Here is a 16,934-nt window from a genome sequence, read left to right on the forward strand (position 1 = left end):
AAAACCAATTGAGTTCGTTTGTTAACATAAGTGCATCCTCCAATGTTATGATTAAAAAGCATTTTCATGGAGTATAACACGGTTAGCTATGAAAAACAGCCCGTTGAAGGTCAGGTGAAATTATCAGTGCAAGAAACTTGTAGCAGATGTCTTCTCCTCCATGCTGGCCAGCAACGTATCTTAAACTTAAGTAGCTGGAACAGTCTCTGTCAATAGAAAAACGTCTAAGAGGAAAAGAACTTCTTTTCGCTGGTTAAACATCCACTCCCACCTCCCGAACAATCCCGAACCATGCTTCCGGTTCATCCCGAACCATGCTTCCGGTTCATCCCGAACCATGCTTCCGGTTCATCCCGAACCATGCGTCCGGTTCATCCCGAACCATGCGTCCAGTTCATCCCGAACCATGCTTTCACTTTTTCCGTATTTATCATTGACAAAATCATCCCCTCTTTTTACCATGTCTGACTGAGGATATTTTCAGAGCAGTGCCAATCAGTTAACCTTTTCCATAAGGAGGTACCGGCCATGACCGTACAATGGCGGCCTGAACAGAATGCCCTGACCACACCCCGATCCACTCGCGCCAGAGTTATCCCGAAAAACAGCGTCGGTTATACGAAACTGGCCGAGCATATTGTCCTGAAAAACCCGGTGTGCAGCGAGGAGCAGGCTGAATCGGTACTGCGCACCAGGGACGAGGTGATTCAGGAACTGCTCCTTGAAGGCGATCAGGTTTCCCTGGAAAACGCCTTCACCTATCATCTCACCGTCTCCGCCAGAATGGACGCACCCGACGATCCGCTGCCTGCGGACACCAAGGTCAATGTTCAGGTCTATGCTGCCCGGCCTTTTGTGGACAAGGTGCGGCAGGAGGCCCACCTGGAACGCCTTTCTCCTGATCAGAAACTGCCGATCATTGCCGGGGCCGAGGACACAGTGTTGGGCCTGAACGACGTGCTCAATCCGGACGGGGTGCTCCGCCTCACCGGCACCGACCTGCTCTTTGATCCTCAGACGGGCAACGGCGAATGCGTGCTTGAAGGCACCCGCGAGGGCCGGGCCATGCAGACCCGCTTCGCCATGACCTCCAACAGCATGATCCTGGTTGTACCCATGATTCCGGCCCAGCCCGACCCCTGGAACAACGAGTATCAGGTCTCGGTCTCCACCCATTACACGGCCCACGGCAGCCTGCGTACCGGCACGTATCAGCGTCTGCTCCGTACCCCGCTGGCCATTGATCCGATGGGGAACAACGGCATCCTGAGCGGGGCCGAGACCAGTCCGCTGGCACGGGTCAGCGGTGCCCATCCCCTTGGTGTAAGCGCACGGGTGCGGATTCAGGCCGTGATCAATGCCCAGGACGGAGAGCTGTACCTCAGCCTCCTCAATATGAGCAAAGGCGGGGAGGCAGGCGATGCGGTACGTGTTACCGGCAACGGCCTATACCCCCTGCCCGGCTATGCCGGGTCCACACTGATTTCCCTTGACGTGACAGTGGAGGACTATGCGGCCCTGGTCAATAAGGTCAGAAACGAATACACAGGCCGGATGGTGGATATCCTGGATGTGAGCAGCAGTGCCTGAGCAGACCGGCCGATCTTCTCACCCATCAACAGACGGACAACACGAAAAAAACTCCTTAAAACAAACATTGGCCCGCAAGCTCTCCTCATTTTGGGCAACAGCAGTGAAAAAGGTCTCGCTGCCCACGACAATGAGTTTGCAGCGGGCGCGGGTGATGGCCACGTTGAAGCGGTTGGGGTTGTTGAGGAACCCGCTCAGTACCTGATCCGGGTCGGAGCAGGTGAAGCCGAACAGGATCACCTCGCGTTCCGCACCCTGGATGCGTTCCACGGTGTCGATGAGGGGCAGGTCATCGCTGCTGCCTAACAGCTCGGTCAAGCGGCGGGTTATCCGGTTATTCTGGGCGCGATGGGGTGAGATAAGGGCTAATTGTTTCTTGTCCAGCCCGTATTTGCTTTGCAGGCGATGGGCCAGGCGGGCCATGATTTCCGCCTCCATGATGGATTCTTGGCCGCAGCCGTGATGATCAACACGGACCAGTACCACCGGTTTTACCGGATCAATGATCCTGTCCAAGGGGGCGTTGCTGAGTCTGCCCTTGAGCGATAACCGGGCAGCAGCATTTGCCGGGGCCGGGCGTAATTGGGAATTGTACCAGGTGCGGCTGGGAAAGGCGCAAATTTCTGCGTTCATGCGATAGGTCAGGTCTAGCAAGACGCTCTGCTGCGGGTAGCGGTCCAGCATGCAACTGAGCAGGGAACGACGAACCTCATTTTCCAGGTTTTCATTATTCTCATCATCCCCGTGATGCTCAAGGTGGTCAGGGTGGTCAATCGGTTCCTTCTCAACCGGGGCCGAGCGGATCACCGGCGGCAACTGATGCACATCGCCGAGAAAAAGAAAGTTGCCCTTGCCATGAATCAGACTCAGCATGGCCTGGGGCAGCAGGATCTGGGAAGCCTCATCAAAGATCACCCAATCAAAGGGCTTGGCAGGCAGTTTTTTGCCCTTGTGCACAAGATTCGTCAGACCATAGCCGGTGGCACCGAGAATGAGATGGGAAGAGCGCATCACCTGATTAGAGTCTTCCAGCGGTTCCACCTGCATCCTGTCACTGTTTTCTTCAAGGTCCGGCTCGTCCCACCTGCCCCATTTGCAGCAGCGGCCCGGAAAATCGGACAGGCTATGTTGATTGACCAGCTTGACCACCTTGGTGAGCACCTGATCAATGGCTTGATGGGTCAAGGCACTGACCGCAATGCGGAGCGGCTCGTCGTTGGCCTGGGCGTGACGGATCAGCGCGATTAATATCCAGCCCAGCAGGTTGGTCTTGCCCGTACCCGGCGGCCCCTGAATCAGGCTCAAGGCATGGCGAAACGGCATTCTGAGGCCCTGTTGTTGGGAGGCATTCAAGCGGGCAAGCTTGCCCTCTGTTTGCAGCCATTCCTGTACCCACTCCTGCCAATCCGAAGGCTGGGTGAAATCCCATTCTCCATCAAATAGATCCACCAAGGGGTGATGAATCTTGTCAGAATACACGGTCTGCACCACCTCAATGAGCTTGGGCGTGGTCCAGTCGTCTGCGTCTTCTTCCAGCGAATAGGAATGATTTTTCTGCAAATGCAGAGTGCCGCGTTGTCGCGAAGAAAGGGCAACTAATCCCTGCTGCGGCTCGTAGCTGTCCACGATCACCGGCATGCCGCTTTGCAGATCCTTCACGCCCAGGGGAACCAACTTGAGGAAATCACCCTGGCGAAATTTGGACACCCTGGCCTCTGCACCATCCTGCATTGCAAAGAGATAGAGAAAGCGGCCTTCATCATCCAGGCCGGTGCCGGTAAAATGGAGCGGCCCCAGGGCGCGAAATCGTTCCACCCGTTCGGCCAGAGAAAGCTCCTGCAAGTCCCTGATATCTTTTTCCTGCGTAGCTCGTTCTGTTTCAAGAAAACGTTGATAGGCCAGGCCGTTGTTCAACCCGGTTTGCGCAGGCTCATCCGGATTATCCCAAGGAGGGGCGACCGACCGGTCGCCCCTACTCCATTCACTGCTCAGATGGGAGGTAATCCATTGTTGAACCTGTCTGTTGATGTTAAGGATCGTGGCAAGATGGTCATCCGGTTGTTGATCCTCCGGTTGTAGGGGCAGGCCCCTGTGCCTGCCCTGTATCGGAGAAGGGCAAGGGCGAACACAGGGGTTCGCCCCTACGGTGTCCGGCAACGAATCAAAATGGACAAGGGATTCCGGGGCTGGTAAGGTAGGGGCGACCGGCCGGTCGCCCCTACATAAACCCAGAAGGCGGGCCAGATCATACAGGGTGAGCGTGGCAGGAATGGGCAGGGCAAAATGCCTGTGCAGTACCTGCTCAAGATCAGTCCAGGAAGGCTCAAGACTGTGACGGAAAAGATTGCGCAGCGGCCCGTCCTTCATCATCGTTGCCCAGTCATCCAGACCCTGCCGGATTCCTGCACCAAAAAAGAAGATATGCGGCGCACCATTTTTCTCAGTAGCCTCTTGCCAGAGGGCGAGGAGGCACCTGGAAAAATCACGCCAAACTGTAGGGGCAGGCCCCTGTGCCTGCCCTGTATCCGAGGAGGGCAAGGGCGAACACAGGGGTTCGCCCCTACGGCCCTTAGCTGATTGCTCCCCAACCACCCAGGTGAATACCTGCAAGTCCTCAGCACCCTCACCACGTTGCCCCACTCCCAAACCCAGAGCCTTGGGCAGCATGGTCACGGGATCATTGAGCAGATGAACGAAAAAACAGGTTGCAATATGGGCCGGGAACAGATCTGTGGTTTGCCGGATCAGCAGTATCTTGTTTTCTTGCAAGGCCGTGACAGCGCAGTGCAGACGTTCTCTTTGCGCAGGGCTGAAATCGGTGTTTACCCTCGCAGGGCCAGGGGTTCCGTTTTCGGTATATGTTGTAGGGGCAGGCCCCTGTGCCTGCCCGGTACGTAGGGGTACGGCATGCCGTGCCCCTACAGAATTATCGGCAAACCAATCAGATGCCTCCTCAATATTCCGCAGCCCCAAAGCCCGCAGCTTCTCCAAAGCACCCGTGGAGAGCCGGGGAATGAACTGGATATCTTCCTCGTGCAAGGCCTGCCCGTAGCAGAAGGAGAAATAGGGACAACTCAGGCAATGGGCTTGCAATTGCCATCCAGCCTGATCTGGAGGATACGAGAGACCGTGGGCAAAGTTGCGCAACAGCGCAGACAGGCTTGCCAGATAGGGCTGAAGAGCAAAGGTCTGCCGCTGAGGCGTATCATCAAGGGGCGAGCGGATCAGGAGAAAACCGGTGTCCGCGACCTGGACGGTCTTGTCCGCATTAAACTGGTCCTGCTCCAACAAGCTCTTGAGCAAAAAGGCGTAAAAGGCCACCTGCCATTTCTGATGATAACGGGGCCTGATAACGCTTTTGATGTCGCCCACCTCCAGAATGATATGTTGCTTTCCGGCTGAATCGCCAGCTGCAATACGGATGAGATCCGGGATACCGACCCCGTCTATGTTGGCATCAGGAGTACCAGGTTTTCTGTTATCAGCCGGGCCAATGTCCGATAAGTCCGGTGCAAGGGATAACAGCCCTGGCAGGATAAACACGCCTTGGGCCAGATACAGGTTGCCTGCCAGATCCTTTTTCTCTAAAATACCCAGCAAGCAGTCCTGCGTTTCCTTATAACGGGATTCCAGAGAACGTGGTGCCCCGGACGGATCCTTTTCCCGGATAATATGAAATTGTCCTTTGAGGCTGGCAAGCTCATCCATGATCTTCCGTTCAAATGCCAAACCCCGTGCCAAACGCAGGCTGGCGTACTCATCGTCCACCAGGTTTTGTCGGGGTGGCTGATCCTCGGGCCGGAGAAAAGAAAAGCAGAACTGCCGCTCACACTGGTGATGGCGAAAATATTCCCCGATCATGGTGCCGGTCAGGGGTCTGTTCTGATAACGTGCCTCCTTGCTAAGTACGGAGACAGGAGCGGAGCTTCCGGCACCTTCATGACGCTCCTTTTCCGAGACTAATAAGGATGGGCAGTCACACGGCAGATCAAGAAAGGCGGCCCCTTGTTCCGCAGCTTTCTCAGGATGAAACTCAAGATTGCGGGGATCACCCTGCACGATCTCGGAAGAACCGTCTTTGTATTGCTGGAAAAAATCAATCAGCCGCTGATCAAAGATATGATCAACAAGTTCCTGGCGTAATATTTCCAGGGGCAAGGTCGAACAAAAGGCATTGAGCGGAAACATGGCCCGTATCTGCTTAAAATGGCTTTTGACCCAGGCCGTGAAATCATCGCATTGCAAGGGAAGGCGCAGTTTTGCAAAAGGAATCCATTGCGTACACACCAGGCCGATTTCATCAGAATCCACCTCAATATCCTCTGATTGTGCAGCAAAATATTCCTTCACACTCCAGGCCAGTAACATGTTCCCTACTGCGCCCAGATAGGTGCGGTATTGAAAAGAGCCTGTTTCGGTCAGGACTACCTCTATGCCGTTATCAAGCAGCACGGCCTTGGCATCCCGTGCCATTTGCTCACGGATGAGTTTCTTGGTCCGGGAAAAAAGTCCATCGGCCTCTGTATTATCAGCCTGATTTGTTGATTTGAGCACCGCCCGCATGGCCTGCGCTGTTTCCAAAGAGGTGTGACAGCCCATGCCGAGCCAGAGCAATTCCTTGTTATCCAGCCGTTCCTGAGTGGGTTCGGCAAAAACCCGTTTATCCGCTTTGGTGTTGATCCATAAAATACGTAAGGGCCGACCGGCAAGCAGAACCTTGTCGCCGGGATCAAGCTGCTTGACAATGGTCTGGGGAATATCAGCCACAGGCTCGCCTGCCACATCCAGCTTGTATTCAATCTCGGTTTCCGGGAAATTGGACCAAATCCGCTGCTCCACCAGGGCATCCCAATACCGCCAGCCCCCTGTATACAGCCCCTCAAGTTTGTCCTTGCGCAGCCATTGTTTCTTGATCAGTGACTGAAAGATGCTTTCGAGCTGGGTTGCCGTTTCTTCGCTATCCAGATCAGAAGCCGGATCAATCCCCGGATCACAAAAGAGTTCCTGCACCGCTGGTAAAGAAAGGCGTTTTTTTTCATACAAACAGGAAATGACCTGCTGGCTCAACACGCTGGGAAAGTTTTTGGGCAGGGCTGCTTCCACCTGTCCCTGCCGGGCCAGACTGAGCAGGGCGAGAAAACGCAAGACCTGCTGTCCAGCCTGTTCGCCCCGACAGATGCCCCAAAAATGGATAGCCTTTTGCCGTCGATTGGCCCGACCGATGCGTTGCAAAAAGGCGGCCACTGAATCAGGCGGTTCAAACAGGAGCACCGCATCCACATCCCCCACATCAATGCCCAGCTCCAGGGTGGAGGTGGCAATGCAGATTGATCTGCTCTGCTTGCGGAAACTGCGTTCCACCTGTTGACGCTGTTGAGACGTGAGATTGGAATAATGCAGATGGGCCTTCTCTTTAAAGGAACCGAGCCGATTCACCAGTCCGAAAATTTTATCGCAGCGTCCCCGGCTGTTGGCAAAGAGCAGAATCTTGCAATACTCCCATTCCTGGTACAGATCATCCAGCAGGCCGATCAGCTCCTGTTCATCATCTTGCAGATGCACCAGCCTGGGCACGATGTCCCGACTTACTTTGTCGGCCAAGGACACCGTATCCGGGGAGCAACCCAAAAACCGGCCCACTTCCTCAGAATCGGCAAGGGTGGCGGATAAGGCGATTCTTTGTACTCTTCGGCTGATACGCCGCTCCAGACGTTGGAGCAGATAGACCAGTTGACGGCCACGATATTGATGGATAAAGGAGTGGGCCTCATCAATGATCACAATGCGCACCCGTGCAAGAAAACCGCGCAGGTCCTGATTGGAACTACCCAGCATCACGTCCAGTGACTCGGGCGTGGTGAGCATCAGGGCCGGGCTGCATCCGCCTCTCTGCTTGATGTCACCGGTGCGAATGGCGAATCCCAGCCCCAGGCGTTCGGTGATAATCGTTTTGAAACGCCGATACAGATCAGCAGCCAAGGCCCGGGTAGGGACGATATAGAGGATGGATTCGTTGGCTCTGGAACAGATGACCCGCTCTATACACGGGGCCAGCACCGCTTCAGTTTTGCCGGACCCGGTGGCGGATTGGAGAATAAGATCTTTGTGCGCCAGGATTGGTTCAATAGCCTGTTGCTGGATGGGATGCAGCTGCTGGAATGCACCGTAAAAGGCGCGAAAGGTGTTGGGGAGAAGGTGGATCAAGTTGTTAATTTCGTGCTTTTTACCGTGCGGAGTCAGCAGCCGCTAATCAGAAGTTTTTGGACTTCAATCTCCGGGATGGTGCCCCTTTGGAGTGTTGTTCAAGCTAACAGTCAATCGTAGTGCAATGAAACTGCTCATTTTTTGACGCGGAAGGGCACCTATGCAACTTGCTGTTATTACCTTCTTTACCTACAACAACACTTAACAGGGCGACCAACAAAAATACATTGTTAAGTATTGTGAGCTTGCGGATGCAGCTCAATTGCTAAAATGCTCATTCTGCCTCACCCCAAAACAACCCCCTGCTGAGCAAAATCCAATTGATTAACCAAAGCCTTTATTTTCAAACGGGCCTCCCGCGCACCTGTTTCCTTGAGCGTAGCAGCCAATTGCTCCTCTAATTGCCCTGGCTCTGGTTGCCAATTATAGGCTTTGCTATGTAGATGGATTAATTTTTCAGCCAGAGTCTGCCACTCCCGACTCGAAAGATCGTGCAAATTATGAATATTCAGGCGACGCCAGGCCCTGGCATAGTTTTCCCTGAAATAGAGTTGTTCTACTTCACCACGAGTATCCACCCGGTCATAATCCTCATTACTAACCGTAGAGAAAAAATCATCAGTAAAGGCAAAGACTGGATACAGCCCGTTTAAGGGTGTATCCGGGCAAAAAAAGCGCTGCAAAACAGCGTAGCTTTTACGGCGCATATTAATCCGGGTCTGGGCAATGGCTTCTGCCTCATCAAAGAGCAGCACCCAGCCTTTATAACCCATCTGTTGGAACATGAGGCCCAGTCCTCTGACCATATCGAAATACGGCTCCCAACCCTTACATGTCAGGGATTGCTCTTTGTAAAAGGAAACCTCCCGGTATTTCAGGGCCTGTCTGAGTCGAACAACTGGCGGGGAATTGCCATTCAGGGCATTGGTCAGAATCCAGGGAAATTCCCGAGGCCGGAAAGCAGCATGCTTTTTCAAGCCTTTTTGCCGCCTGGAAAGCTGCATATTATCGTTGGCCAAGGCGGTGAATACGGCTTTGAAGACATGGGGCATACAATCGGGAATGATTGCCAGGGGATCAGCCTTTTTGCCTTTGAGCTGCTGTTTATATCCTCCTTTGGTCCATTGCTCCCAGACCTTCACCAGCGAGTCATCGCTGTTGGGAAAGGCAATCTGTTGCACCAGAGCACGGTAGACCTGGCCAAAGTCGTGCATGGGCACTTCCCTGGGATCAAGATTGATCGAGCTAACCACAAAGCCCTGTTGCAGGGCCCGTTGGCGCAGATAGGTCAGGCTATGGGATTTTCCCTGACCATAGGAGCCGCAGACGCAGAGATGGGTGCTCTTGTTTTTGGCTACATCCTGCGCACCCTGATCAAAAACCTTGTTCAACTGGCTCTCACGGGCAGTGAGCAGGCTCACCCCAAAAGGATCAAACAGGCCCTCCCGCAACCGTTCCACGGCCCGTCGCAAGGTAAAATTATCTGCCTTTTCCAGGAGCTGGACAAAGGCTGGCATATCCTTACTCATGGCTTACTTATCCCAGCTCGGTTGCAGTTGTTCCACTTTTTCCTGATCCATTTCCTGCTGGCTGGACACGATATGCTGCTCAAGATCAAGCTCTTCAGACGGTGTTTCGCCTTGCTCCGCCATATCAAGAATGCTGATGAGCTGTTTGATGAACAGGCGTACCTCGCTGAGCAGGCCCATCTTTTCTTGATTTGTGCAGACATCCTCCAGCAGCTTGTCCGGCACTGAATCCTCAGCTTTCCAGCGATAGGATATCTCGTGAATCCGGCGTAAACAGCGGCCCAGCTCTATCAGCTCCTGACTGGTCAAGGGGGTACGATGCAGGTCAATCAGTACGCCCCGGTAGTTGAGTTTTTTCTTCTGGCCGATGCTGCGTACCCGACTCCACAGGGCATCATAGGATTTAAAGCCCTTTTCCGAGAGCAGCACGTCAGGGATGATGGAGAAAAAGATGTGAAAATATTCCGCATGCTCGGAGTTGTCGATGAGCAGGCGCACATTTTCATAGGCCGCATTGCGCATGGAAGCAGACTGGGCAATGACGGTTTCCAGTTCGTCAAGCAGTAGAATCAGTCCCTTGTGCCCAGAATGGCGCAGAAAAACGTTCAGGGAATTGAGCAATTGCTTGCTGTTGGACTTGTTAACCACCTCGAAGATACCAAAGGGTTTCAACTCCCGCTTGGTCACTTTGCCGCCCTCAAACCAGTGGAAGATGATTTCCTGAGCAGCATCCCGCTCTTCCTGCTCCTCTCCCTCTTCCAGAGGCACAAAGCGGTTATGGGCCAGGGCAGTGAGGGCGTTGGCAAAGTTGATGTTCATGCCCGGCAGGTTGCGCAAGGCCTCTGCCATATCAGCCAGTTGGGCAAGAGAGGGCTCCTCTTTTTCCGCCAGGGTCTCCAACCATTGCCGTAAGAGATTGCGGATGCCGATACCCTCAAAACGGCCATGAAGCTGTTGGGTAATGGCCTGATAGACCGCCTCGAATTTATGAATCGGTGTTTCACGGGTCAGAACCACAAATGAGACGCCAAAACCTTCCTGTCGTGCAAGGTGTTGAATGACTGACATGAAATGGGTCTTACCGTCCCCGTAATCGCCGCTGAGAAAGCGGACCTTGGCCCCGCCTTCAGCAATGTAATTGGCCAGATCATCTTCGATAAAGGTGAGCCAATTATCTCGCCCCACCGTGAAAAACGGGACATACTCCGCCGGAACACTGCCTTTGCGTAACTCTTCAATAATGGAGCGGGCCTGGAAGGGCTTCAGCTGCCCCAGCTCTTCCATACTCTTCATATCGCTCTCTCCTGAAAGGAAATTCCGGTAATCTGGCGGCGTTCACCATCACTGTCGATCAGCCACAGGGAATTATTCCGCCCAGGCCGCAGCTGCAACATCATACCATCAGAGGTTCCACCGATACCTGCTTCAAAATATCGCCACAGATCCACGCCAAACTGCTCCAGGCTGTAGCCGCGAAATTTGCTCTTATCCATATTGATGAAAAATGCTTTGCTTTGTAGGGAAATCACATATTCCAGGTAAAACTGCTGAATCCCTACAGGATGCCCCGGTGCTGCATCCTCTTGTTTATTGATCTTTGTATAGGTTGCGTACAGACCGTCTACAAAGGTCTGGGGATCAAAGGGACCATCATAGAGCTGCTTTTTCCAGCGCAGGGCTGCGGTGACAATGCGGCGGGGATCAATGGATTTGAGGACTTTTTTATTGATGGAGGTGGTACGCTTACTGAAATCAATCTCGCCTTCAATGCCCTTGAGGATGGTGAAACGGGGAAAATCGATTTCAATGGGCAGCTCGGCTTCCTCGGCCAGCCGGGAAAGGTCTTCGATAAACGCAAAGCGATATTTCTCCACCTGTTCCCCGGCGTATTCCCGCAGGGTCTGGAAAAGAGGCCCGCACTTGCTCAGGGTATCCTCGTCTTCCACATTCTGCGCTATCTTGGAGTTTAACAGCTCTTCCAGTTGCAGGAAATCATCACGACCCAGGCAACGCAGACATTGTTTGAGAAAATCAGCCAGCCGCTGACCACGGTTGAGCTCTTTTTGAAAGGGCCGGAGGATGTTGTTGATATTTTCTTGGTTTTCCTGCAAAAAGCTTTCTTGATCTATATCCATTGATTGCTCTCTTGATTCATGTATTGTTGTTCCATCCCAAGGGGCAGGGGATAGGTGTTCTATGAAAAAGTATCAGATGCCTCCATGGAGGTTCTGAGGTGTTAACATATCAATAAAATTTGGTATAGTCAACTCTCTCTATCAACTATAACCGTTCATATTCGGGTCGTATTCACTTATGCCCATCCGTACAATCTCCCTTGAATTTTCTGGGCTGCAATGCTGCAACTGAAAAAAACGCCTTGCATCATATTGATAAGCATGGCAATATGATGGAAACCTATCATAAACCATCAATCATGTTGAGGAGATCTCATGCTTCGTCAACCCGCAGTTGCTCACAGGTTCTACGAGGGTGATCCGACCAAGTTGCGCCAGGATTTGAGCCGGTTGATCCCGGACAGATCAGATAAGATTGAGGCAAAGGCTATACTCTCGCCCCATGCTGGCTATGTTTATTCAGGAGGAGTGGCAGGAGAGACCTTTGCCCGGATCAGGATTCCTGAGACCGTGGTTCTGCTTGGCCCTAATCATCATGGGCAGGGAAGGCCGCTTGCAGTGGGAACCCAGGATTGGGATATGCCACTGGGGCAGGTACCCTTGGCACGAGATCTTGCTGAAGCCCTTGTTAAGAATTCCCCGTTATTTGCTGCTGATGATACTGCCCATTGCAACGAGCATTCTTTGGAAGTACAAGTCCCTTTTCTTCAGTATTTTCAAAAGGAATTACAGGTTCTGCCCATATCGGTTTCTCAGCTTTCTTGGCAACAATGCTGTCAGGCTGCTCAAAAACTTGCCCAGGCTCTTCGATCAGCTAACCGTTCTGTCCTGCTGGTTGCCAGTACGGACATGACCCATTACCTTTCCCGTACACAGGCCTCAAAACAGGATCATCTTGCTCTGGATCATATTCTGCAACTTGATGCTGCCGGGCTTTACGAAACTGTCCTGTCCCGTCAGATCTCCATGTGCGGTGTTATTCCCACCACAATTACCTTGCTGACAGTTGTTGAACTGGGAGCCAAGCAGGCAGAGCTTGTCCAGTACACAGACTCTGGAGAGGTCAGCGGCGATACAGAGCAGGTTGTTGGCTATGCTGGCGTTGTTATTCTTTGAATGGCAGGTAGATGGTCAGGAATAATTTCCTTGGGCAAGCACTTCCCTGGGCCGGGAACCATCGGCAGGCCCAACCACTCCGTCCCGTTCCATCATCTCAATCATCCGGGCAGCCCGGTTATAGCCGACCCGCAAGCGTCGTTGAACCATAGAGATAGATGCCTGACCAGTCTCGGTCACCACAGCCACAGCCTCATCGTATTTTTCATCGTACTCGGTATCCCCTTCTTCGCCGCTGGCAGCGTCCTCTTCCACCATTTGAAGCACGCTTTCGTCATACTCAGCAGCACCCTGTTGTTTGAGAAAGGCGATGATTTGTTCTGTTTCCTCTTCAGAGATAAAGGCCCCGTGGATACGCTGGAGTTTAGCAGCACCTGGAGGCAGAAAGAGCATATCACCCAGCCCCAGAAGATGTTCAGCCCCGGAATCATCAAGAATAGTTCGGGAGTCCACTTTGGAGGAAACCTTAAAGGAAATCCTGGTGGGAAAGTTGGCCTTGATCAGGCCGGTAAGCACATCCACAGACGGGCGTTGTGTTGCCAGGATAATATGCATGCCAGCGGCCCGGGCCATTTGGGCCAAGCGGGCAATGGAGGTCTCCACATCCTTTGAGGATACCATCATTAGATCAGCCAGTTCATCAACAATAATAATAATATAGGGGAGTTTTTTCTCGGCAATTTCATTATACGAGGTAAAGGATTTCACCCGATGCTCTTCCAGCAGCTTATAGCGGCGTTCCATCTCCCGGACAGCCCAGATCAAGGCCCGGCTGGCCATTTTTGGTTCCACCACCACTGGATGGAGAAGGTGAGGAATGCCTTCATAAACTGAAAGCTCAATCCGCTTGGGATCAATCATTAACAGGCGGACGGTTTCCGGGGTTGCCTTGTAAAGGACAGAGCAGATAAAGGCGTTAATAGCCACGGACTTACCCGCACCAGTGGCCCCGGCAATGAGCAGATGGGGCATTTTGGCCAGGTCCGCCACAGCCGGTTTACCGATGGAATCAACGCCCAGAGCAATAGTCAGGAAGGAAGAGGAATTACGATAGACATTACTGAGTAAAATATCCCGAAAAAATACGGTTTTTCGTTCGGGATTGGGGATTTCAAGACCAATGGCGGCTTTGCCAGGAATGGAACCTACCACCCGGACCCGATCCACCTTGAGGACCATAGCCAAGTCATCAGCAAGATTGACCACCTTATTGATCTTTACCCCGGCAGCAGGAGCAAATTCATAGGTGGTGACCACAGGACCAGGTGAAACTCCGACCACCTCGCCCTTGACCGAGAAATCCAGTAGCTTGGCAACCAGTTTTTCACTGACTTCATAATAGTGCTGTCGGTCAACCTCCAGGTCACCCTGAGTATTTTTTTCAAGCAGGGAAATTGGTGGGAGTTGGAATTCTCCGGTTCGTACAACGGGTGGTTCTGGTGCAAATTCGCCATCCTCCGTTGCCATGATTGATTCCCGTTTAACAGGTTCATGAACAGCAGGGAACCGTTCTTTAACCCTGGTGATTTGCTTTTCTGCCGCATTAAAGACTTTTTTTGCTGATTGCAGGACAGGCAGAGACGGAGTTGCCGCAGGGGGATTAATCTTCAGAGGAGCGGGTTGGTTTTCCAGTCGTTTTTGTCGCTCTGTTTTCCAGGTAGTAATTTTATCTCTGGTCCAATCTTTACCTGTAGCCATTTTTTCCACAACCACGGGTGTTTGTTCCCAGAACCAGAGGGCAGAGGTCAGGGGAGAAAAGCGGATTGCGGCCATAAGAGAGAAGATCAGGATTAAAACCAGGATTAGCACCGAGCCAACAGATCCTACAACTCCTTCCAGACCTCCTCGCAGCAAATCGCCCAGATAACCCCCAGGAAGAATAAATGCTGATGGAAAGAAAACTTGTTCAGCACCGGCCAAGAGTCCAGAGGCTGCAAGCAGGGTTCCTGTGGCACCGGCAATAATAGAGGGGAGACGCTCCAGAGTTGCTGAGACCGTAAACAGGGCCACAGCGACGTAAAAGAGCAAAAGTACTGGAAAGAAAGAAATAACGCCAACAAAGGAAAAAAGATAGAAGGCTGTATAAAACCCTACACCACCGCACCAATTGCCTTCAGCAGTGGGCAAGGCGGGCTGGGCTGCAAAGATCGGTACAATATAGCTCACAAGGCTGAGCAGGAGAAAAAGACCGAGAAATGAGCAGGTCAGAGCGACTGCCTCTTTGTGGAGTTCTGTTTCCTGGTTCTGTTCCTTTAACAACATAGGGGAGATAATTGCGCAGTTCTCAATTTTCCTGACGAGACCATGTCCACACGCCGTACCCCATTGGGAATACAAGTAAACCGATTAATACCAGAAGGATTATCAGAGGGTCTGTAATGCCGCAGTAATTTTAATTTTGAATATTATCAGGTCGATATTGGCTTAATCGCAAGCTGTTTAAACATAAAATCTATCTTTCGGGTACAACCCTTTCTGCGACTACTGCGGCGAATACCGTCTTCTCCAACAACAAATTCTTTTTTTTTTCTCTTCCGCAGAACGTTGGGACAGATACCCTTGCGCCAGTTGTCGTATAATTTCTTGTCCTTTTTCTTGAATAACTGCTTCCACATTTTCGAAGGAGGAAGATGAGAGTTTCATGCCGGATGTGTGGGGAGCCAGTTTATCAAGTGCTTCAAAAGAAGGTATGTAATATTCTTTATTGCTTTCCGCAAGGTGACAGGGGCTGTACATATGGACTCTCCAGGGTGCTGAGTAAAAAAATACCTGTAACTTTTTACCGCATCAGCAGGGACAAATCAAGCAAATTAACGACAGCCAAAACTAAAAAATGAAAATTTTATCAATATGTTGATTCTGTTTTAAAAGAGCCGCACCCAAAGAAATTCCAGTTGCACCAGGAGGTTGAGGGAAAAGGGGCGGTGGAATCTCTTCTCCTTTCCGGTTTTTCTGTTGCTGTGGATGAACTGTTCTGAACAACGTTTTTGTACGGACTTCTCATCACCCGCCCAGCCAGATCCACAGGACATAGATAATATACATCGCTATCAGGATACCTCCCTCAATCCGGCTCAGGGTCCGTTCTGTATAAAGAAAAATAAACAGGACAAAAACCGTTCCCAACAGCACCAGGGTAGAGGTGAGCAGATCCGCAGTTCCAACTTCGACAAAGGTCTGACCTCCGTTCAACATTCCAATACCCATAGCAATCAGCCAGGGCAGGCCCAGGCAGATGAGAATATCAAAGATATTTGAGCCCACAGCATTGGCTACCGCCATGTCACCTCGTCCTTGGCGGGCAACAACCACTGAGGAGATCATATCCGGCGCTGAGGTACCAGCAGCCAGCAGGGTCAGGGCAACAATGACCGGAGGGATGGCAGTGGCATCACCAAAGACAATTACGCATTTTACCAAGATCCAGCTTAACGCGACAATAACAGCAATGGAGACCAGAAAAACCCGCAAGTAGGACTGCTCCACTTGACCAGCAAAAAAGCCCAGGCCCTTGGATGTCCAATGATTGATCATGGCCAGTTTTGTTCGTTGCTCATCATCCAAGTTGCTCTTGTCAGTGTTCGAGGCTGTTATTTTGTATTCCTCTGCATCAGTCGTATCAGGAAACCAGGAGTTCCATTTATAGAGGATAACCAGATAAGCAATGTAAAAGAAGAGAAAAGAAAAGGCTTCCATCGGGTGAATCTGTCCATCCAAGAAGGTAAAGAGCAGCAGAGCAATGGAGAGCACATAGACCAGGCAATCCCGTATAACCACGGAAAGGGTGACTTTTGCTGGTCGGGCCAAGGCTGAGGCCCCGGTTATGACCAGGATATTAAAGACCGCAGACCCAACAATCGTGCCAATCCCCACATCGCTATGTTCACCGCTACCATGAAACAGGGCTGTCAAGGCGATAGCCAGTTCAGGGGCTGATGATCCTACAGCCATGAGCGAGGCCCCTGCCACATTATGAGGCAGGTTCAGGAAGTGGGAAATGCGGTCCAGGCTGGGAATAAAGTATTCGTCAGTTATGATTGCCAGGATATAAATGGCGATCAGCATAATCAGGAGGCTGCCTCCTGCGGTAATGATATCCATAATTTTTTATGTTCGCAAAAAAAGCGCCCGGTAAGGACAGTAAAGGCAGTAAGTAAGGGTAAATCTAAGTACAGAGAGTTAAACTTATTGTACCTGTAAGAAGGTGGAAAGATCAATAGGTAATATCACGTTCTGATAATTTCCTATCTGACATATCCCTCTGGTACCACTTAAATAGCTGGAACACCTGGATGAAAATGCTCTTCTATTAACTCCCTTAAGTCCTTTTCTCTCCTTATTTTACGCATAATCTGAACAA

At 51.7% G+C, this 16,934-nt stretch carries 8 protein-coding genes; 2 read left to right on the forward strand and 6 right to left on the reverse strand.

Annotation, left to right across the window (positions count from 1 at the left end; translation table 11 throughout):
* Positions 1-528: 528 nt before the first annotated feature.
* The gene (locus L2082_RS13505; RefSeq protein ID WP_446008131.1) at positions 529-1,590 is read left to right on the forward strand and encodes a hypothetical protein; all 1,062 of its coding nucleotides are present in this window, start codon (positions 529-531) and stop codon (positions 1,588-1,590) included.
* 18 nt (positions 1,591-1,608) lie between these two features.
* Here L2082_RS13505 and L2082_RS13510 read toward each other — a convergent pair whose 3' ends face one another.
* The 4 genes from L2082_RS13510 to L2082_RS13525 form a co-directional block, all read right to left on the reverse strand.
* Positions 1,609-7,794 carry a DEAD/DEAH box helicase gene (locus tag L2082_RS13510; protein WP_446008130.1) on the reverse strand — a complete coding sequence of 2,062 codons (6,186 nt, stop codon included), beginning with the start codon at positions 7,792-7,794 and terminating at the stop codon, positions 1,609-1,611.
* Between the two features lie 284 nt (positions 7,795-8,078).
* Positions 8,079-9,323, reverse strand: coding sequence for a BREX system ATP-binding domain-containing protein (locus L2082_RS13515; RefSeq protein ID WP_446009878.1), 1,245 nt, complete (start codon positions 9,321-9,323; stop codon positions 8,079-8,081).
* A gap of 3 nt (positions 9,324-9,326) precedes the next feature.
* Entirely contained in the window at positions 9,327-10,616 is a 1,290-nt protein-coding gene (locus L2082_RS13520) for a BREX system ATP-binding domain-containing protein (RefSeq protein ID WP_446009877.1), read from the reverse strand.
* Positions 10,613-11,458: a hypothetical protein gene (locus L2082_RS13525; protein ID WP_446009876.1), complete on the reverse strand. Its 846-nt coding sequence runs from the start codon at positions 11,456-11,458 to the stop codon at positions 10,613-10,615. Before L2082_RS13525 ends, L2082_RS13520 begins: the two co-directional genes overlap by 4 nt.
* A gap of 315 nt (positions 11,459-11,773) precedes the next feature.
* Here L2082_RS13525 and amrB point away from each other — a divergent pair, with 315 nt between their 5' ends.
* On the forward strand, positions 11,774-12,574 hold the full coding sequence (amrB, locus tag L2082_RS13530; RefSeq protein ID WP_446009875.1) for an AmmeMemoRadiSam system protein B: 801 nt from the start codon (positions 11,774-11,776) through the stop codon (positions 12,572-12,574).
* A gap of 15 nt (positions 12,575-12,589) precedes the next feature.
* Here the strand turns inward: amrB and L2082_RS13535 are convergent, their stop codons facing one another.
* Both L2082_RS13535 and L2082_RS13540 read right to left on the reverse strand, forming a co-directional pair.
* Positions 12,590-14,836, reverse strand: coding sequence for a DNA translocase FtsK 4TM domain-containing protein (locus L2082_RS13535; RefSeq protein WP_446011849.1), 2,247 nt, complete (start codon positions 14,834-14,836; stop codon positions 12,590-12,592).
* A gap of 741 nt (positions 14,837-15,577) precedes the next feature.
* Positions 15,578-16,675 carry a calcium/sodium antiporter gene (locus tag L2082_RS13540; RefSeq protein ID WP_446009872.1) on the reverse strand — a complete coding sequence of 366 codons (1,098 nt, stop codon included), beginning with the start codon at positions 16,673-16,675 and terminating at the stop codon, positions 15,578-15,580.
* Positions 16,676-16,934 lie beyond the last annotated feature (259 nt).

This window comes from Candidatus Electrothrix sp. (assembly GCF_052785085.1).